This window comes from Desulfovibrio sp. (assembly GCF_034006445.1).
Classification (GTDB): Bacteria; Desulfobacterota; Desulfovibrionia; order Desulfovibrionales; family Desulfovibrionaceae; genus Desulfovibrio.
In genome coordinates, this window is the sequence record NZ_JAVESS010000016.1 from 49,186 (window position 1) to 67,017 (window position 17,832).

Sequence of the window (17,832 nt, forward strand, 5' to 3'; positions counted from 1 at the left end):
TGCCGCCCCTCGCGGCCATAAAGGAAAACACCATGGAAAAGACGCTGACCTACAAGCCCAGAAACGCCTGGGAAGATGCGGACGCCAAGACCCGCAACCAGATGGAATCTTTGGCTCTTCGTTATATGGACTTTATCACGCGCTGCAAAACCGAGCGTGAAACCGTGGAATACGTGCGCGAACGCCTGACCGCCCAGGGCTATGGAGAAGATTTCAGCGGCGACCGCGTCATGCGCCCCATGCGCGGCAAAGCCATTTTTGCCGCCCGTCGCGGTACGCTGCCTCTGGATCAGGGGCTTGCCCTTGTGGCAGCCCATGCAGATACGCCGCGCCTTGACTTCAAGCAGCGCCCCCTTATCGAGCAGCCCGGCGTGGCGCAGGCCAAAACCCACTATTACGGCGGCATACGCAAATACCAGTGGCTGGCGCGCCCCCTGGCGCTGCACGGTGTGGTCATACGCGCCGACGGTTCAACACTTGAGGTCACCATTGGCGAAAAGCCCGGCGAGCCTGTTTTCTGCATTGCGGATCTTCTGCCGCATCTGGCGCAAAAACAGGTAACGCAGACCGTCAGCGATGCCTTTGAGGGCGAAAAGCTCAACATCATTCTGGGGCACAGCCCCAAGGCCGCCAAGAGCAAAAAAGACGAAGCGCCCAAGGAGCCCATCAAGGCCCAATTGCTTGAAATCCTCAATAAAAAATACGGCATTACTGAAGAAGACCTTATTACTGCCGAGCTTCAGGCCGTGCCCGCAGGGCCGGCGCGCTTTGTGGGTTTTGACAAGGCCCTGGTGGGCGGCTACGGCCAGGACGACCGCATCTGCGTGTTCGCGGCTCTTGAGGCCCTGCTGGAAGCCGAGGCCACCGGGCGCAGCATGGCGGTGATGTTCTGGGACAAGGAAGAAATCGGTTCGGACGGCGCAACCGGCGCGGCGTCGCGCTTTTTGCAGTACTGCATTGAAGACCTGACCCAGGCGTGGGCTCCGGGCCTGTCCGCATCGCGCGTCTTTATGGAAACCCGTGCCCTTTCCGCCGACGTTCAGGCCGCTCTGGACCCGGATTTTCAGGAAGTGCACGAAAAGCAGAACGCCGCCCAGATGGGCTATGGCCCCTGCTTCTCCAAGTTCACGGGCTCGCGCGGCAAATACGGCGCCAGCGAGGCCGATGCCGAATTTTTCGGCGCGTTGCGCAACCTGTTCAACAGCAAGAATATTCCCTGGCAGGCGGCGGAACTGGGGCGCGTGGACCACGGCGGCGGCGGCACGGTGGCGCTCTTTCTGGCGGCCTATGGCATGCACGTCATTGACCTTGGCCCGGCCGTGCTTTCCATGCACAGCCCCTTTGAACTGGCAAGCTGCGCGGATCTGCACACCACTGTTCAGGCCTACCGGGCTTTTCTTGAGTCAAGCATCTAGAGCAGTTTACGAATGAAATGAGTTAAATGCGCTGCAAGGATTTTTCTGAAAAATCCTTGCCACGAAATGCGAGCAGGCGGGCTTTTGCCTGCCGTACGCGAGCATTTCAAGTGTTAAATGCTCTAGCTGATCAGGTTTACGTGGGCAGGTTTACTTGGCCACGTATAGCTGGCCACGTATAGCTGGCCAGTGCGGTTTTAACAGAGCAGACAGGCTTTGAGCCACTGCGATGCCTGAAAGGCACGATCTCTGCCCCCTGCTTCCGAACAGAAAAACCTTTGTGGTATTACAGCATACTGTAAAGGTTTTAGGGGGTGGGGGCGTGGGGGAGGCGACCCTTTTGCAAAAGGGTCCCTCCCCCACAAAAACTGCTCCTGCATTGCAGGGCGCATAGTTGCGCGGTTTCTTGTTGCCCCTCCCTCACAAAGCTTGCCCCTGCACTGCATGGCGGCCCGCGCCAGCCCCAAACGGATACCCTATGGACATCGACAGTCAAAAACTGGCACTGCTCAACAGCGGCCAGGCCGCCTCAAGCAATCTTGCCGAAGCCCTTGCCGTGGATTTTGCCGCTCTTATGGCTGCGGCCGTTCCCGATGTGCCCGCCAGCGGCATTGACGCCCTGCGCGCGGCGGCGGGACTGGGCGTTTCCAAAAAGATGCGTCTGGCCGGAAAACTGCTGTATGAAACCTTTGGGGCTGACGGTCTGGTCCCCTGCGCAAGCCACCCCTCGGACACGGTGCGTGGCTGGGCCTGCTTTGCCCTCGCCCTTTGCCCGGCCCGCAATATTGAAGAACGGCTTGAAGCCGTGCGGCCCCTTGCCGATGACGGGCACTTCGGCGTGCGCGAATGGGTATGGATGGCCGTGCGCCCCCATCTCACCGAACACCTTGATGCGGCCATACCCCACCTCGTGGGCTGGACGGCGGATACTTCCGAACGGGTGCGCCGCTTCGCCAGTGAAAGCATACGCCCGCGCGGGGTCTGGTGCAGCCATATGGAAAGACTCAAACAGAACCCTGCCCTGGGCCTGCCGGTGCTGGAGCCGCTGCGGGCAGACCCGGCGGCCTACGTGCAGGACAGCGTGGGCAACTGGCTCAATGACGCTGCCAAATCCCAGCCGCAGTGGGTGCAGGATGTCTGCCACCGCTGGCTGGCTGAAAGCCCCTGCAAGGCGACGGAGCGCATCTGCAAGCGTGCTCTGCGCAGCATCAAGAAATAATATTTGAGATGCTTTGTGGGGGAGGGACCCTTTTGCAAAAGGGTCTCCTCCCCCACGCCCCCACCCCCTAAAACTCTTAAAGAATTTTTTGTTCTTTGGCGGAGGGGCCATACCATTTCAACATTTATCTGCTCCAGCTCTGCCCGCAAAGAGGCGCGCCCATGGCGCGCCTCTTTGCAGGGTAATTAACCCATTCCATTCGTAAATTGCTCTGGCATCAAAAATAATCCGAAAAATAGGGCCTGTCCGGGGGAATCAGCGCTTCAAGCGTTTTGAGCAGATGGTAGTCCATATCAATGCGGTCATTGTTATAGAGATAGGTTGGCCGCTTGTAGCCCATAAGCATGGTGGTCAGCGTCTGGATGTCCAGCGCGATGCGGTGTCCCGAATGGCATGTGGTCACCTGCTCGCAGACAGCCTCATCATCCTCCCACCGCACGTGGAATATGCCGTTGTTCCACGGCGCAATGGGATCTTTTACCTCAAAATCCAGCGTGAGCCTGGGATCGCTGAACTGGAAGGGGTAAAACTCCATAAAGCGCTGCACATCCACAATACGGGCCATGCCGTAGGGCTGTATGGTCTCGTCGATTTCGCTGTCCTCAAGCTGAAAAGCCATGGCCTCGCCCGTGTAGTTGGCTCCTTCCACCTTGGTGATCATCGAAAAATGCGCGGTGATATAGTTCCAGATGCCGTACTTGGCCTCCTGATTCAGGTAGACCATCTCCTTGATGCTGAAAACTTCATTCTCAATGTAGTAGATCACATAGCCCAGGGGCTTGCGGTCAGCGCTGTAATACACAGCCGCCATGACATCGTCCGAATCCCAGCGCCAGTATTCCTCCCACTCCAGTGCGCCGCGTATGAGCGCGCCGTGTTCCTGCAGCGCAAAATATTTGTAAACCTTGTGCAGATCCTCATTTTCAATGTCCACACGCTCTATCTGCCCCTCCACCTGGTGACGCGCCGGAAGCTGCGTATCCTTGATGGCAAAGGTCATCTTGTCCGACATGATTTCCCAGCCGTGCTTGCGGTAAAGCGGGATGGAATAGGGGCACAGGTAGGAGATGATCTGCTGCTGGCTGCGCATGTACTCAAGGCTTTTTGCCAGCAATGAATGGATAAGCCCCCGGCCGGTATATTCCGGATAGGTCGCCACCCCGGTGATGCCGCCCATTTTGCAAATTTCGCCCTGGATGTTCACTTCCATAGGGTAGATGACCACTTGCGAAGCCAGCCTGCCCTTGTAAAACCAGCCCATGACGTGCGATGCCTCAAAAATGGGCTTCTTGGACTGCTTCATCTCCTTGTCGGACCAGCCGATGCGGGCCATTTCAGACGAACTCACCTGAAAGGCATACCGCAGCAGGGCTTCAAACTGCTCAAAATCGTCCTTGCCAAGCTGGCGAAATTCAAAGGCATCGTGAACGCCATTGGGCGGTTGTCGGTCCTCGTCCTTGTGTTCGCTGTTCACGGCTTCTCCTTCACCGCGTTCCTCTGCGGCCATGACCGTCCGGCGGGCCTCAAGGCCACGTTCCCGGCGGTTGACGGGCACAAGCGGCGCGCCGTTGCATTTGTCTGGCGGCGTGCCTGCGGCGCGAAATGGGTGGGGCTCCAGTCGTGGACCATCAAGAGGCGGCAAATGCTGTTGCTTATGTAGAATGCGCATGCCTGTTTATTCCGGTAGCTGCTCGTAAAAGAAAAATGCCTGATTCTGACCAGCACGCCAGGCGGGGACTGCGTGTCTGCACCCTGGCGGCCCTTGTTTGCGGGGCGGGGTGAAAAACATCCCCCCAAGGCCGCTGTACCGCGCCAGGCAGTTTTACGCAAGGCATGAAGCCGTGGTAAAATGAAAAAAATAGATAACGATATGGCATGGTTGAAAAACAGCCTTACAGCGCGACACCATAAGGGAGCTTTTTTCGGCGCTTTGTCGAATGGCAAAGTATGGGTAAAAATTGAAGAAAAATGCCAGGCAGTCACAATAGGAAATAAAAAAATGGCACAGCTGTGCCGCAAGCCCTGTCAGACAGGCAGGCCCGCTGCCATCCGCCTTTGGCGCAGACTTTCCAGCACATCCATACCGACGCGAAGTTTGCCGTAGCCCGTGCCGAGGCAAATGGACGGCTTGTTGCCGCCATGATAATCCGATCCGCCGCTGATGCCCAGGTCAAACCGTTTGGCCAGGGCGAGGCAGGCGCGAACGTCCGCTTCGGAATGCTCACTGTGCCACGCTTCAATGGCATTGAGTCCGCAGTCTTTCAGGCGCGCCACCTGTGTGTCCAGCCAGCCTGGCGGGCCCTTCCAGAGCATGGGGTGGGCCAGGCTGACAGTCGCGCCAAGATCGGCCAGAAGGCGTACGCTTTCTTCCGGTTCCAGCACTTCCTTGGGCAGATAGGCCTTGCCGTGGCAACCAAGATACTTCTTGAAAACTTCACGGGAATTCTCGGCATATCCCTTGCGCAACAGGACTTCAGCGATATGAGGTCTGCCCACGCTTTCGCCCGTGGCCGTGGCCAGCACCTCTTCCATGGTGATATCCAGCCCAAGCTCCTGAAGCTTGCGCACTATGCCTTCGTTACGCTCCGCGCGTTTGCGCCGCAAAAAAGCCAGCTTTTCCTGCAGTCGTACAGGATTTTCCGGCAGCCACAGCCCCAGGATATGCAATTCTCCCAGTTCCGTGCCCGTGGAAATTTCGCACCCGCGTATGAGTTCAACACCATGCTTGCGCCCGGCGTCAGCGGCTTCATCCAGACCAGAAAGCGTATCATGGTCAGTCACGGCCACGACCTCAAGCCCCACCTGGGCGGCCTTGACCATAAGAAGCGCCGGAGAATCCGTGCCATCGGAAGCAGTAGTATGCGTATGCAGATCAACCAGTTTCATGAAGTGTAACCCTTACTAAAAATGAGTTTTTATTAGTAGCGCAAAATATCAATAGGGTGCAAGCCTTGAACTGCCCCCTGCATCTCTGTATACTCGTTGCCCATGCTTGCTATACGAGGAAGGATATATGCCCATCAACACTGACGAACTTTTGCGGATACTGGCCTGCCCCAAATGCCTGGGCAGCCTTGCCGCCATGGAAGAAAATAATACTGCGGCGGGTTTTGCCTGCGCGGCCTGTCAGGTCATCTACCCCGTTCGGGAAGACATACCTGTCATGCTGGTGGAAGAAGCTGTGGATATGCCCACCTGGAGCGCCCAGCATCCTCTGGCAAAGGAACGCGCCTGATGCGCCTGCTTATTGCCTCCGATCTGCACGGCTCCATTGAAAGCCTGCGCTTTCTGGTGGAAAAGGCCCGGCAGATGGAACCCGACATGCTGGTGCTGCTGGGCGACCTTGTCTATCACGGCCCCCGCAATCCCCTGCCTGAGGGCTATGACACGAGGCTGGTAATGCGTGAAATGCCCGACCTCACTGCCCTGCCCTGCCCGGTTACCGCCGTGCGCGGCAACTGCGACGCCGAGGTGGATCTGGGATTGCTGCCCTTTCCTGTGGTTGATACCACATGGCTTGATGCCGATGGACTGCGCATCTTCGTAAGCCACGGCCACCACCTGCCCGAAAATCCGCCATGCCCCGGCTTCACGCCCGGCACTGTCTTTCTGCGCGGGCATACCCACATTCCGCGCGGCGAAACCCTTGACGGCCTGCACTTCTGGAATCCCGGCTCCCTTTCGCTGCCCAAGAGCGGCTTTCCCCGCAGCTACGGGCTGTATGAAAACGGCCTCTTCCGCGTGCTGGACATGCAGGACAAAGAAGTTCTGCGCCACACCCCGGCCTGATCGCCCCGGCCCTTGCCTGGCAATACTCTCCTATGACCACTCTACCCACATCGCGGCAGCCGCTCTTCACCCTGACTGAAGGGTTCAGACTGGTGCTGGCCTCCGGTTCGCCGCGCCGCCGCCTGTTTTTGTCCGAATGGGGCCTGCCCTTTGAACTGGCCCGCCCTGACGGGGCAGAGCCTTTGCCCCTGCCCGGTGAACAGCCTGACGCCTACACCCGCCGGGCTGCGGCGGCCAAGGCACACGCCGTTGCCGCCAGTCTGGACAGAACAGGTGCGCGAGCTTCCGCATCCACGCAAGACAAGGCCATCATCCTTTCCGCCGACACGGTGGTGGCTGTGGATGGCGACATACTGGGCAAGCCGCATGACGCAGCCCACGCCCTCGCCATGCTGCAACGCCTCACCGGACGCGGACATGAGGTCATCAGCGCCGTGTGCCTGCTTTTGCCCCCTTCGGCTGGCGCGCCTGAGGAAATATTTGGCAACGCACCCTGCAATGCGCCCTGCAATGCATCTGGCAAGACATCTGGCGACACATCTGGCGACACATCTGGCAAGACACCCTGCAATGCACCCTGCAACACATCTGGCAACACATCTGGCGACACATCTGGCGACACGCCAGACCACGCACCTCATAAGGCGCGCGACACTGACATAAATTGCGAAAGCCAGGGCTGCGGCGCAGAAGAACTGATTTTCAGCGATGTAAGCCGTGTGTACTTTCACCCCTGGCCTGAAAGCGTTTTGCGGGCCTACGTGGATACGGGCGAACCCCACGACAAGGCCGGAGCCTACGCCATTCAGGGTCAGGGAGCCTTTCTGGTGGACAGGATAGAAGGGTCGTGGAGCACCGTGGTGGGGCTGCCCGTCACACAGCTGGCCCACCTGCTGCTGCACCGGGGCTTCATGAGGCCCTGCGCCTCCCCCCGCTTGCCCTAGAACAGATTACCTTTGAGAATGTACATTCTCAAAGGTTAAGGCACGCTCACTACGGCGCTTAACCGCGCAGATAAACTGCGCTTACGCCTTCGCGGCGGGTGCCTGCTCAGGCAGTCGCCGGAGCAATTTCAAAGTAAAATTGCTCCAGGGAAACGCTGATGTATTCCTTTTGGCGGCCTTGCTTCACGGTTTTTGAAGCTGTCGAGGACAAAAGAGTCCACTCCTGCTTGAAAAAAGATCGCGCCTTGCCAAACGAAAAAACTGCGCGTTTCCATAAATAACCTCACCATGCCCCAGGCCTTCGGTGTTGCCCAGACCGCCGCATGCCGACGTCGTGTCAAAATCCCTGCCTCTCAAAAAACCTTCCCAGACACGCAAAAAATGGGCAAGCAGCCCATTTTTTGCCCTCAGTTCTGCCTGTGGCCATAAAATTTAAGAAATATCTATATTTTTTTACACCTTGATTGTGAAAATTTTCTTCAATTGTAATGGCGTTACAATCCGCACTGCGTGGTGGAATCCAGTCATTTTTTACGCTTTTGCGACTTTTTTCACAACTATGACTGAAAGCACAAACAAGAATCTGCCTCTTGACTGTTATTTAAAATCTCTTTACTCGAGTAACATGGCCAATTTTCAACTTTTCAATTTACAGTTTAGACAGGATGGAGGTCTGGATCATGTCTCAGGAACGGATCACGACACTGTTGAATGAAAATCGCAGCTATCTTCCACCAGAGCACGGCAAAACTTCTGCCTGGGTATGTGGCCCAGAAGAATACGATGCACTGTGCCGCCGTGCCGTGGAAGACCCCAGTGACTTTTGGGGTGCTCGAGCTTCGCAGTTAGTCCATTGGTTCAAGCGCTGGGACAAAGTGCTAGAGGCAGATGAAGTAAACCACAAATACAGGTGGTTTACTGGGGGCAAACTCAATGCCTCATTCAACTGCATTGACAGGCACCTTATTTCAGGCCGGCGCAACAAGGCAGCCCTCATTTGGCAGGGCGAAAAAGAAACGGACGTTCGCTGCTATACCTACCAGATGCTCTATACAGAGGTCTGCCGGGTGGCTCATGCACTGAGTTCGCTGCGCATCCGCAAAGGCGATCACGTGGCCCTGTATATGCCTATGATCCCGGAGCTGTTTATCGCCATGCTGGCCTGTGCCCGCATTGGGGCCATACACACGGCCATTTTTTCCGGCTATGCCGAGGGCGGCGTGCGCAGCCGCATCCAGGGCTGCAAGGCGCGCGTTGTCATCACGGCCGATGCGGCCGTGCGTGGCGGCAAGTTCAAGCCCCTCAAGGCCAACCTTGACCCCATTCTTGAAAAATGCCCTTCCGTGGCGCATGTGGTGGTGGTCAAGCACGCCGGGATTGAAAATGTCCATATGCAGCGCAACCGTGACATCTGGTGGCACGACCTTATTGACGACTTCACGCTCAACCCCGACTTTCCCTGCGAGCCAATGGACGCCAATGACACGCTCTTTCTGCTGCACACCAGCGGCAGCACGGGCAAACCCACGGGCGTCATGCACTCCACGGGCGGGTATCTTACCTATGCGGCCCACACCACCCAGTGGTGCTTCGACATGCGCGACGACGACGTGTACTGGTGCACTGCCGACGCAGGCTGGATCACCGGGCATACCTACGGCGTTTATGGCCCCCTGTCTCTGGGCGCTACCACCCTCATGTTTGAAGGCATACCCACATGGCCCTATCCCGACCGCTACTGGCGCATTGTCGAGAATTTTCGCGTCAACATTCTCTACACGGCGCCCACGGTCATACGTTCGCTCATGCGCATGAACGAGGCGTGGACAGAACGCTACGACCTGCGCAGCCTGCGCATCCTGGGCAGCGTGGGCGAGCCCATCAACCCCGAAGCCTGGCAGTGGTACCACAAACACATCGGCAGCGGCGAACTGCCCATTGTCGACACATGGTGGCAGACGGAAACCGGCGGGGCCATGATCGCGCCCATGCCCTATGCGACCAAGCTCAAGCCCGGTTCGGCCTCCAAGCCCCTGCCCGGCATTGACGCCACGGTTATGGGATCGGCAGCGCGCGACGGCGAGGAGCCCGAAGTGGGATGCAAGGCCGGGCATCTGGTCATACGCCGCCCCTGGCCCGGCATGATGCAGGGCGTCTTCAATGACGAAGAGAAGTACCAGTCCTACTTCACGCGCTTTGGCTGTTACGCTTCTGGTGACGCAGCCGAAATTGACCAGGACGGCTACTTCTGGATTCTGGGCCGTATCGATGACTCCATCAACGTATCGGGGCACCGCCTCTCCACTGCGGAAATAGAAGCAGTGCTGGCCACCTGCCCCGAAGTGGGAGAGGCCGCCGTTGTGCCCATGCCCCACGCCCTCAAGGGCGAAGCCATTTACGCATACGTGGTCACGCGCGACGAGGTGCCCTGGAGCGCCGACCTGCGCACCAAGCTGCGCGAGGCAGTGCGCCGCGATATCGGCGCTCTGGCAACCCCGGAATACATACAGTTTGTGGACGGCATGCCCAAAACGACCTCGGGCAAGATTATCCGGCGCATGCTGCGCAAGATAGCTGGCGACAACTACGAAGATATTGGCGACACCACCTCCCTGGCCGAACCCGAAGTCATACCCAAGATTATCGAAGGGCACCGCAATCTTGTGGCCGGGCGGCATGAAACGGAAAACGCCCCCGAAGGCGGCGACAACGCCAAGGCGGAGTAACACAGCAGATGGGGGCGCATGCCCCCTGACGCCAACTGACATCTGCCGCAAGGCCACGTCTGCCGCATGACAATCCCTGTCGTCGCAGAGCCATACGCGCAGAGCCATACGCGCAGAGCCATACGCGCAGACGCCATACGCGCAGATGCGGCGCACTACAGTCCCCCAGGGACCGATGCCGTGCGACCACGCCTGGCCATGCTCATGTGACAAAAGACTTTACACCTTCCAGCAACAAGCAGAGGCCGGGGCAAACCGCCCCGGCCTCTGTTACAGAACAACGTGTTTTTGAAAGCAGGCACTCTCAATGCGTGAAGTCGCCCGCACAAGTTCATGACCCCGCAGATAAACTGCGCTTACGCCCTCGCGGCGATCTCCTGCTCCGGCAGTGCCGGACAGTTTCAACGTAAAGCAACTTCAAGGTGAAAATGCTCTGGGTGAACGCCACCCACACATACGGCAAACTAACGCATGCTCGTCTTTCAGACGGGATTGCAGATCGTGCCGCCACGCTGGAGCCAAGGCAGATGCGACCTGGGTTGGCTCCGTGAAGAACCGCCGGCCTACAGCGCCTTACGGCGCACCCACACGTGGCGGCCCGCCAGTGTGGCCCAGGCCAGGCCCGCTGCCACATGCAGCCCCTTGCCGCCAGCAAGGCCGGCAAGCAGGCAAAGACTGCCCGCGCCAAGCATGGAGCGCACCTCGAACTTGCGTGGGCTTATGCCCATAATTTTGCCCTTGCCCTTGCCAGACACAAAGGGCTTCAAAAAAGACGGTACTTGCATATCGCCAAGCATGTCGCCAAAGCCCGTGCCGTGACCTGCACCCTTACCCTTGTGGCCTGCCTGCTTTGCGCCGAACTGTGCCCGCCGTTCGGCCTTGTGCGCTGACGCAACCTCGGCTTTGGGCTTGAGAAGATCCGGTATTTTTTCTTCCAGCCGCTGACAGATGGCGGCAAAGTCCGTGCCGGGGCTCATGAGCAATAAAAGCGACTCCGAACCAAAGCGCACTTCGTTGACGCCTTTTTCACCCCGCAGCAAGGCCTGTGCCTCGCCACGCGCCCTGGCGTCTGCCAGGGCGGGATGGCGCAAACGCGCTCTGCCTTCGATGGCATGCACAACATAGGATGATTGCATGGGGCCTCCTTGCCAAGAAACGGGTCGTCCAAGGCCCGGTTTGAAATTGACTTTCTTTTCTCTTGACACATCTTATTATTGACGGCAAGGTATTCATCAAGCCTGAAGAAAAAATTGGCACCCAAGCTAAAGCTACGCCGTTGCAACACAGTTACGGTGGCGACTTTTGCATGGGTCGGAATCCATAATTTCAATGTGTCACAGCCTCAAGGCTAAAAAAGAGAGAACACGCATGAGCCAGATTGTCAATCTGCGTCAGATGCAGGTAGGCCAGCAGGGCAAGATTGCCGCTGTGGAAGCCCTTGGTGAAATGAACCGCCGCATTCGCGACATGGGGCTCATCCCTGGCACAACGGTTTCCATCGTTGGCCGCGCTCCCCTCAAAGACCCGGTCGCCCTGCGCCTGTCCGGCGTCACGATCTCTCTTCGCAACAGCGAAGCCGATTTTATCAAGGTCGACCTGGCGGGTTCCGGCAGCTAGACTTCCAAATTTATCCCGATTATTATAGTATTGAAACATCCCTGCCACGTTCGCGTGGCAGGGAAGTGGATTTTTTTGCCGACTGCGCGGGTTTCCGCACAGACGGTTGATAACGCGATCAGTAAGGAGACGCCTATGAATACTGGACTGAAATGCGGCCTGTGGTTTTTTGGTGGGCTGATTGTCGGCGCTTTGGGTGTTGCGGCTGCGAGCCGCGCCAAGTTTGACTTCAAACCGCTGGCAACCGACCTCATCAGCCGTGGCATTGATGTTAAAGATGCCCTGCTGACCAAGGTTGAAGCCCTCAAGGAAGATGTGGAAGACCTCACCGCCGAAGCCCGCGTGGCCTCTGACAAGCGCAAGGGCGCCAAGGGCAAGGCTGAAGCCTAAAAAGTCCCGCATTGGTACGGTCAGCCGCCGGAACAGACCAGTCTGAAAAAGGCGGTCGTTCCGGCGGCAGGACTGTTTTGCCGTGCCCTGCAGGAACCTTCGGCAGACGTGCGCATGGGCATGTGCATGGATTTGCGCATGGGACTGTGCTTGGATTTGCGCATGGGCCTGCGCCTAGGATGGACACAGGGGCGTATCCGCCCCACCCGCTTAAAAATCTGACGGCGCCGCCGAGGCGGGCTGACGCCCGCATCCTCCCGGACAAACGCCGTATCTCACAAATTCAATAGTTATATATGGAACAGGAGCGCGCGCATGCGTTTTTACATTGTTCATGAGCTGCGTGGCATCTCCACGCCCCATTCAGGCAGAATGCGCGTGCGCGCCTCTTGCCCCCTCGGTCTTGCCCAGGCCGAAGCTCTGGCAGGGGCGCTGGCCACATTGCCCGGCATAAGCGAGATACGCGTAAATCCCCGCCTGGGCAGCCTGCTTTTTCATTATGAAGACGCCGAAAGCCGTGAAACTGCCCTGACCCTCTTTGTGGGCGCTGGCGGCGTGGATGGCCCCCTGGCGGACATGGTGGACGATCCCGCCCCGGGCCCCGGCGAAGCCACGCTTACTGAAGGGCTCATGCCCGTGTTTCAGTATGTTTTTGTCCGCCCGCTGCTGCCCATGGCCTTGCGCATCGTCAACAGCTTTGTCAGCGCAGTGCCCTTTCTTTTCAAGGGCGTCCGCGCCGTGCTGCGCGGCGCGCTCAACGTGGACGTACTGGATGCTGCCGCCATTGGCGCGTCCCTTGTCATGCGCGACTTCCGCACTGTCAGCCTGCTCACCCTGCTGCTGGGACTTGGCGAAACGCTGGAATACTGGACGCGCCGCCGCTCCATGGCCACGCTCACCGAAAGTCTGGCCCTCAATGTTGAAAACGTGTGGCTGCTGGCCGACGGTACGGAAATATCCGTTCCTCTGGCGCAGGTGAAGGAAGGCGACCTCGTTGTTGTGCGCGACGGGGGCAGCATTCCCGTTGACGGCGTGGTCGAGGAAGGCTGCGCCGTGGTCAACCAGTCGTCCATGACAGGGGAGCCTCTTGGGGTTCGCCGCACCACGGGCGCGTCGGTCTTTGCCGGCACTGTGGTGGAAGAAGGCCGCCTGGTCATCCGCGCCCGCCATGTGGGCGACGGCACCCGCCTGCGGCAGGTCGTAAAATTTATTGAAGAATCAGAGTCCCTCAAAGCTGGCATCCAGGGCAAGTATGAGCGCCTGGCCGACATGGCCGTGCCCTTTACCTTTGGCCTGGCCGCTCTTGTCTGGCTGCTCACGCGGGACTTCCGCCGCGCGGCCTCGGTGCTGCTGGTGGACTACTCCTGCGCGCTCAAGCTGGCGACCCCGCTGGCTGTGCTGGCCTCCATGCGCGAAGGCGCGCGCCACGGCATGGCCATCAAGGGCGGACGTTACCTTGAAGCCCTTAACGAAGCCGACACCGTCGTCTTCGACAAGACCGGCACACTCACCCAGGCCAGCCCCGAAGTTGTGGAAGTCTTTCCCGCGCCGGGCTTTGAGCGCACTGAAGTGCTGCGCATCATGGCCTGCCTTGAGGAGCATTTTCCCCATCCCGTGGCCCGCGCCGTTGTTCGCAAGGCTGATGAAGAAGGCCTCAAGCATGCCGAGGAGCACGCCCATGTGGAATACGTGGTGGCGCACGGCGTGGCCTCATCACTGTACGACAAAAAAATGCGCGTGGGCAGCCGCCACTACATCGAACATGATGAAGGCGTTGACCTTTCACCCCTGGAAGCAGTGATTGAAGAACAGACCGGCATGGGCCGCTCCCTGCTCTTCATGAGCGAGGACGGCAGAGTGGCGGGCATGGTTTCCATTGAGGATCCCATGCGCCCTGAAGCCCCCCACGTGGTTGAAGAACTCCGCGGCCTGGGTTTCAACCGCGTTCTCATGCTCACGGGCGACGACGAGCGCACGGCCCGGGCAGTGGCGGCCCGTGTGGGTATCAGCGAATACCGCGCCCAGGTGCTGCCCACCGACAAGGCCCGCATTGTTCAGGAACTGACCGATCAGGGCTGCAAGGTGCTTATGGTGGGGGACGGCATTAACGACGCTCCCGCGCTTTCCGCTTCGCATGTGGGCGTGGCCATGAGCGACGGTACGGACCTGGCCCGCGAAGTGGCCAACGTGCTGCTGACCCATCCCAACCTTGAAGGACTTGTCAACGCCCGCCTGCTGGGCACGCGCACCTTGCAGCGCATCCATTTCAATTTCGTGGCCACATTGACGCTCAACAGCGCCTTTCTGCTGGGCGGCCTTTTCATGTTTATGGGGCCCGGCGTTGCAGCCCTGCTGCACAATGTCACCACGCTGGGCGTGGCCCTCAACGCCATGCGCCCCCACCTGCCCACAAAGGCCCTGCCGGGCGAGGAGAGCCATTTTGAAAGCCCTGCATCTTCTTAAATACGTACGCAGTTTCGTGGACGGCCGGGTGCGCATACGCCACCCGGCACTGCACGACGCATCCGTGGCGGCCCTTGCCGAATCCCGCATGAAAGCCATTGCCGGGGTCGCTTCAGTGGAATGCAACCCCGTGAGCGGCTCCGTGCTCATCACCTACGACAGCACGGTCATTCCCAAAGACCGCCTCTTCGCCATTGGCGAGGCCTGGGCTGTCTATCTCGACAAGGTCAAGGCCGGAAAACCCGCCGACGTGCCGAAATTTTAAGTCAAAATTAACGTTAGGGCATTTTATCTTTTTCAAAGGTAAAATGCCCTAACGCTGCACGAGAGAGTATGCGCCGCAATGTGGCGTAAACCCTGCCTTACATCGCTTTTTCACCAAAATAATTCCGCTGAAGTTTGAAGGATTTCAGAGATAACCGGATCCAATTCTGCTGGTTTGACAGAGAGTTTGATCTTTTTTTTATGGGGCAAGTCGATTATGGTCAGAAAAAATGTCGCATGGCTCCTTTGGCGCGGAGTTGTCCTGCCGAGCGACCATCGACATCTTGCCGCGCTGCGGCCCAACACCAAGGAGCAAGAGTGCGCGTAGCCATAGTCCATTATTGGCTTGTTAATATGGGCGGGGGTGAAAAAGTTCTGGAAGCTCTTTGCCGTCTGTACCCCGAAGCCCATATCTATACGCACGTGCTTGACCGTGCAAACGTGTCGCCTGGCATTGCCCGCCACCCGATTACCACGACCTTCATTGACAAACTGCCGTTCAGCAAAAAACACTATCCGCGCTATCTGCCGCTCATGCCTTTTGCTTTGGAACAACTTGACCTCACTGACTACGACCTGGTCATTTCCAGTGAGTCCGGTCCTGCAAAAGGCGTCATAACCAGGGCAGACACGCCGCACATCTGCTACTGCCATACGCCCATGCGTTACCTCTGGGACAACTGGACGGAGTATCTCGCCTCATCCGGCTTGTTGACGCGTTGCGCCATGCGTTTGCTGCTGCCCAGCCTGCGCAGATGGGATGTCGCCAGTTCATTTCGCGTGGACCATTTTGTGGCAAACTCCCACAATGTGGCCCGCAGAATCCGGAAGCACTGGCGCAGAGACGCGTCTGTAGTGCCGCCGCCGGTAAATGTGGAGACGTTTACAGCCAAAAAAAGCCCTGGTGGCGACCACTATGTTTGCTTTGGCCGACTGACGGCATACAAAAGGATGGACATTGCCGTTCAGGCATGCACTCGCCTGAATCGCCCGCTTCTGGTCTTGGGTGAAGGCGAGGAAATGGACAGGCTTAAGGCCATGGCTGGCCCCACCGTGCGTTTTCTTGGCCGCCTGAGCGACAAAGACGTTGCATCCGTGCTGGCAGCAAGCAGAGCCCTTCTTTTTCCCGGTGAAGAAGATTTCGGCATCGTCCCCCTGGAGGCGTCGGCCTGCGGTGTGCCCGTGCTTGCCTACGCGCGTGGAGGAGCCCTGGAAACGGTTCGCCCGGAAGAAACGGGGTTGCTCTTCAATGAACAGACCCCTGAATCCTTGGCCGCCGCAATTTTGAAGTTTGAAGAAGATGAAATGCGCTTCAACCCCGCCGCTATCCGCACCCATGCGGAAAAATTCTCAGAACAGCAATTTCGTTCCCGCTTTATGCATGAGGTGGAGCAGGCATGTCAGGCGGTGGCAGGAATATAATGTCTGTCTGCCGTCAGCCGGCGCATGGGCGACATACGGTGCTCATGATCAGTAGGCTCCGTACCCGAAGATCACCACAGGCACCGTTTTAATCAATATCCACAAGTCCATCCATACAGACCAGTTACTGATATAGTATTGATCAAAGTTCACGCGTTCCTGATACGTGGTGTTATTGCGGCCCGAAACCTGCCACAATCCCGTAATGCCGGGTTTGACCATGCAATATTCCTCAAAAATCTGACCGTACTTGCCCACCTCGGACTGCACAATGGGGCGCGGCCCCACAAGGCTCATGTCGCCCATGACAACATTGAGAAGCTGTGGCAGCTCATCAAGGCTGAGCTTGCGCAGCAGGCGACCCACGCGGGTAATGCGGGGATCGCATTTGAGCTTGCGGTCACAGGCCCATTCCTTTTGCAGCGCGTTGTCGCAGGCCAGCATGTCCTTGAGAACCTTGTCCGCGTTATTGACCATGGTACGAAATTTAAAGATACGGATCTCTTTGCCATGCTGGCCGATACGCTTTTGACGGTAAAAGACCGGCCCGGGGCTGTCCGCCTTGATGACAAGAGCCAGAGCTGCCCCCAGTGGCAAGAGTACCACCGCGCCCAAAAGGCATAACACAAGGTCAAGGGTGCGCTTGATGAAAAGCCGCCGCTTGTCGCGTAGATTCTGCCGCACCAGCAGCCCCACAGCGGTGCCAAGATCACGCGGCGTCAGCCAGTGCACCTTGAAGCCGCCGCCAAAAGACGGCACCACCAGAGTATTGCTGAAATAACGGCAAGCCTCGGTAATGACATCCGTCTTCTGGGCTTGCCCTATTTTTTGCAAAAGCAAAGCCATGGCCCTGGGGTAGCGCTCTGATACCGAAGCAAAAAGCGCACACATTTCTTCAGCAGTATCGGGCAGATCAAAAATGGCTACGGGATTCAGCCCCCGTTCAGGGTGCCTTTTGAGATACCGCCATAATTCGCGCCCCTCACTACAGTGGTCGAAAATGATCAGGGGCTTGCCCCACCAGCGCCTGCGGGAGTAAAAATGCCTGCACAGATACCGCGCGAGAGGCATGGTGACCAGCGTTGCCGCCCAACTGCCCACAATGACGAAGCGCGAGTACGCATCACCGGCTTTTGACAGAAAAAGCACGGCGAGGATAATGGCGTACAACAAACTCACCAGTTGAAACAGGGCTTTGAGCTCACGGTGCGGCGCTGGACTGATGCTTTGATAAAGCCCAAGTCCAGCCCCGAAAATGGGGCCCATCAAAAGTATGGGCACAACCCCTTGGTACAGCACCGGGTCAACACCGCCAAAGGCCGCGCGCGTCAAAAAAACAAGCGTGGCCGTCCCCAGGAGGGCCAGCATGTCAAAACAGCAGAGGAGGAGCTTTTGCGTTGAGATGCCAATAAACGCGGAGAGCGTTTCCCAGCAAGAGATTTTCGTCATAGTCAACAAACCCAAAAAAACGTTGTGGACAAAAGATTGGGTGAAGAGGCCGAGATATGCAGGGCGCAATTTGCAGTTATTTATCAGGTGGTGCTTTTGTAATACGCACTGCCACATAAATACATCATATTTAC

Annotated in this window: 17 protein-coding genes; 12 read left to right on the plus strand and 5 right to left on the minus strand. The window is 58.0% G+C overall.

What is annotated here, in order from left to right; genetic code table 11:
* Positions 1-32 precede the first annotated feature (32 nt).
* Both RBR41_RS11590 and RBR41_RS11595 read left to right on the plus strand, forming a co-directional pair.
* Positions 33-1,415 (plus strand): aminopeptidase, encoded by a 1,383-nt coding sequence (locus tag RBR41_RS11590; protein WP_320352764.1) that lies wholly within the window; start codon positions 33-35, stop codon positions 1,413-1,415.
* A gap of 478 nt (positions 1,416-1,893) precedes the next feature.
* Complete coding sequence (locus RBR41_RS11595; protein WP_320352766.1) at positions 1,894-2,634, plus strand: HEAT repeat domain-containing protein; 741 nt, start codon at positions 1,894-1,896, stop codon at positions 2,632-2,634.
* A 217-nt stretch (positions 2,635-2,851) separates the two neighbouring features.
* Here the strand turns inward: RBR41_RS11595 and eis are convergent, their stop codons facing one another.
* Both eis and RBR41_RS11605 read right to left on the minus strand, forming a co-directional pair.
* A complete protein-coding gene (gene eis, locus RBR41_RS11600; protein ID WP_320352767.1) occupies positions 2,852-4,303 on the minus strand; it encodes an enhanced intracellular survival protein Eis in 1,452 nt (483 codons plus the stop codon).
* A 356-nt stretch (positions 4,304-4,659) separates the two neighbouring features.
* Complete coding sequence (locus RBR41_RS11605) at positions 4,660-5,520, minus strand: PHP domain-containing protein (RefSeq protein WP_320352768.1); 861 nt, start codon at positions 5,518-5,520, stop codon at positions 4,660-4,662.
* 127 nt (positions 5,521-5,647) lie between these two features.
* On the opposite strand from RBR41_RS11605, the gene RBR41_RS11610 reads away from it, so the two are divergent.
* The 4 genes from RBR41_RS11610 to acs all read left to right on the plus strand — a co-directional run bounded on the left by RBR41_RS11610 (position 5,648) and on the right by acs (position 10,093).
* Positions 5,648-5,869: a Trm112 family protein gene (locus RBR41_RS11610; protein WP_320352769.1), complete on the plus strand. Its 222-nt coding sequence runs from the start codon at positions 5,648-5,650 to the stop codon at positions 5,867-5,869.
* Entirely contained in the window at positions 5,869-6,423 is a 555-nt protein-coding gene (yfcE, locus tag RBR41_RS11615; RefSeq protein ID WP_320352770.1) for a phosphodiesterase, read from the plus strand. The genes RBR41_RS11610 and yfcE overlap by 1 nt, the downstream gene beginning before the upstream one ends.
* 32 nt (positions 6,424-6,455) lie before the next feature.
* Entirely contained in the window at positions 6,456-7,367 is a 912-nt protein-coding gene (locus tag RBR41_RS11620) for a Maf family protein (RefSeq protein WP_320352771.1), read from the plus strand.
* 680 nt (positions 7,368-8,047) lie between these two features.
* Entirely contained in the window at positions 8,048-10,093 is a 2,046-nt protein-coding gene (gene acs / locus RBR41_RS11625) for an acetate--CoA ligase (RefSeq protein ID WP_320352772.1), read from the plus strand.
* Between the two features lie 563 nt (positions 10,094-10,656).
* On the opposite strand, the gene RBR41_RS11630 is transcribed toward acs, so the two are convergent.
* Positions 10,657-11,229 (minus strand): hypothetical protein, encoded by a 573-nt coding sequence (locus RBR41_RS11630; RefSeq protein WP_320352773.1) that lies wholly within the window; start codon positions 11,227-11,229, stop codon positions 10,657-10,659.
* A 232-nt stretch (positions 11,230-11,461) separates the two neighbouring features.
* On the opposite strand from RBR41_RS11630, the gene RBR41_RS11635 reads away from it, so the two are divergent.
* A complete protein-coding gene (locus RBR41_RS11635; RefSeq protein WP_291302242.1) occupies positions 11,462-11,710 on the plus strand; it encodes a FeoA family protein in 249 nt (82 codons plus the stop codon).
* Between the two features lie 135 nt (positions 11,711-11,845).
* Positions 11,846-12,100 (plus strand): hypothetical protein, encoded by a 255-nt coding sequence (locus tag RBR41_RS11640; protein ID WP_320352774.1) that lies wholly within the window; start codon positions 11,846-11,848, stop codon positions 12,098-12,100.
* A 20-nt stretch (positions 12,101-12,120) separates the two neighbouring features.
* Here RBR41_RS11640 and RBR41_RS11645 read toward each other — a convergent pair whose 3' ends face one another.
* Entirely contained in the window at positions 12,121-12,264 is a 144-nt protein-coding gene (locus tag RBR41_RS11645) for a hypothetical protein (protein ID WP_320352776.1), read from the minus strand.
* Between the two features lie 151 nt (positions 12,265-12,415).
* Here RBR41_RS11645 and RBR41_RS11650 point away from each other — a divergent pair, with 151 nt between their 5' ends.
* From RBR41_RS11650 to RBR41_RS11660, 3 genes are all read left to right on the plus strand, one after another.
* The gene (locus tag RBR41_RS11650; RefSeq protein WP_320352777.1) at positions 12,416-14,563 is read left to right on the plus strand and encodes a heavy metal translocating P-type ATPase; all 2,148 of its coding nucleotides are present in this window, start codon (positions 12,416-12,418) and stop codon (positions 14,561-14,563) included.
* A complete protein-coding gene (locus tag RBR41_RS11655) occupies positions 14,541-14,828 on the plus strand; it encodes an HMA2 domain-containing protein (protein WP_320352778.1) in 288 nt (95 codons plus the stop codon). The genes RBR41_RS11650 and RBR41_RS11655 overlap by 23 nt, the downstream gene beginning before the upstream one ends.
* A 317-nt stretch (positions 14,829-15,145) precedes the next feature.
* Complete coding sequence (locus RBR41_RS11660) at positions 15,146-16,249, plus strand: glycosyltransferase (protein ID WP_320352779.1); 1,104 nt, start codon at positions 15,146-15,148, stop codon at positions 16,247-16,249.
* 48 nt (positions 16,250-16,297) lie between these two features.
* Here the strand turns inward: RBR41_RS11660 and wbaP are convergent, their stop codons facing one another.
* Entirely contained in the window at positions 16,298-17,617 is a 1,320-nt protein-coding gene (wbaP, locus tag RBR41_RS11665; protein ID WP_320352780.1) for an undecaprenyl-phosphate galactose phosphotransferase WbaP, read from the minus strand.
* Here wbaP and RBR41_RS11670 point away from each other — a divergent pair.
* Positions 17,616-17,832, plus strand: a 217-nt coding sequence (locus tag RBR41_RS11670; RefSeq protein ID WP_320352781.1) for a hypothetical protein, incomplete at its 3' end; no start/stop codon positions are given. The genes wbaP and RBR41_RS11670 overlap by 2 nt on opposite strands.

What these genes read in the sequence shown, in the direction of transcription:
- RBR41_RS11590 (WP_320352764.1), top strand. Translation starts at nt 33, where the DNA reads ATGGAAAAGACGCTGACCTACAAGCCCAGAAACGCCTGGGAAGATGCG.
- RBR41_RS11595 (WP_320352766.1), top strand. Translation starts at nt 1,894, where the DNA reads ATGGACATCGACAGTCAAAAACTGGCACTGCTCAACAGCGGCCAGGCC.
- eis (WP_320352767.1), bottom strand. Translation starts at nt 4,303, where the DNA reads ATGCGCATTCTACATAAGCAACAGCATTTGCCGCCTCTTGATGGTCCA.
- RBR41_RS11605 (WP_320352768.1), bottom strand. Translation starts at nt 5,520, where the DNA reads ATGAAACTGGTTGATCTGCATACGCATACTACTGCTTCCGATGGCACG.
- RBR41_RS11610 (WP_320352769.1), top strand. Translation starts at nt 5,648, where the DNA reads ATGCCCATCAACACTGACGAACTTTTGCGGATACTGGCCTGCCCCAAA.
- yfcE (WP_320352770.1), top strand. Translation starts at nt 5,869, where the DNA reads ATGCGCCTGCTTATTGCCTCCGATCTGCACGGCTCCATTGAAAGCCTG.
- RBR41_RS11620 (WP_320352771.1), top strand. Translation starts at nt 6,456, where the DNA reads ATGACCACTCTACCCACATCGCGGCAGCCGCTCTTCACCCTGACTGAA.
- acs (WP_320352772.1), top strand. Translation starts at nt 8,048, where the DNA reads ATGTCTCAGGAACGGATCACGACACTGTTGAATGAAAATCGCAGCTAT.
- RBR41_RS11630 (WP_320352773.1), bottom strand. Translation starts at nt 11,229, where the DNA reads ATGCAATCATCCTATGTTGTGCATGCCATCGAAGGCAGAGCGCGTTTG.
- RBR41_RS11635 (WP_291302242.1), top strand. Translation starts at nt 11,462, where the DNA reads ATGAGCCAGATTGTCAATCTGCGTCAGATGCAGGTAGGCCAGCAGGGC.
- RBR41_RS11640 (WP_320352774.1), top strand. Translation starts at nt 11,846, where the DNA reads ATGAATACTGGACTGAAATGCGGCCTGTGGTTTTTTGGTGGGCTGATT.
- RBR41_RS11645 (WP_320352776.1), bottom strand. Translation starts at nt 12,264, where the DNA reads ATGCGCAAATCCAAGCACAGTCCCATGCGCAAATCCATGCACATGCCC.
- RBR41_RS11650 (WP_320352777.1), top strand. Translation starts at nt 12,416, where the DNA reads ATGCGTTTTTACATTGTTCATGAGCTGCGTGGCATCTCCACGCCCCAT.
- wbaP (WP_320352780.1), bottom strand. Translation starts at nt 17,617, where the DNA reads ATGCTGGCCCTCCTGGGGACGGCCACGCTTGTTTTTTTGACGCGCGCG.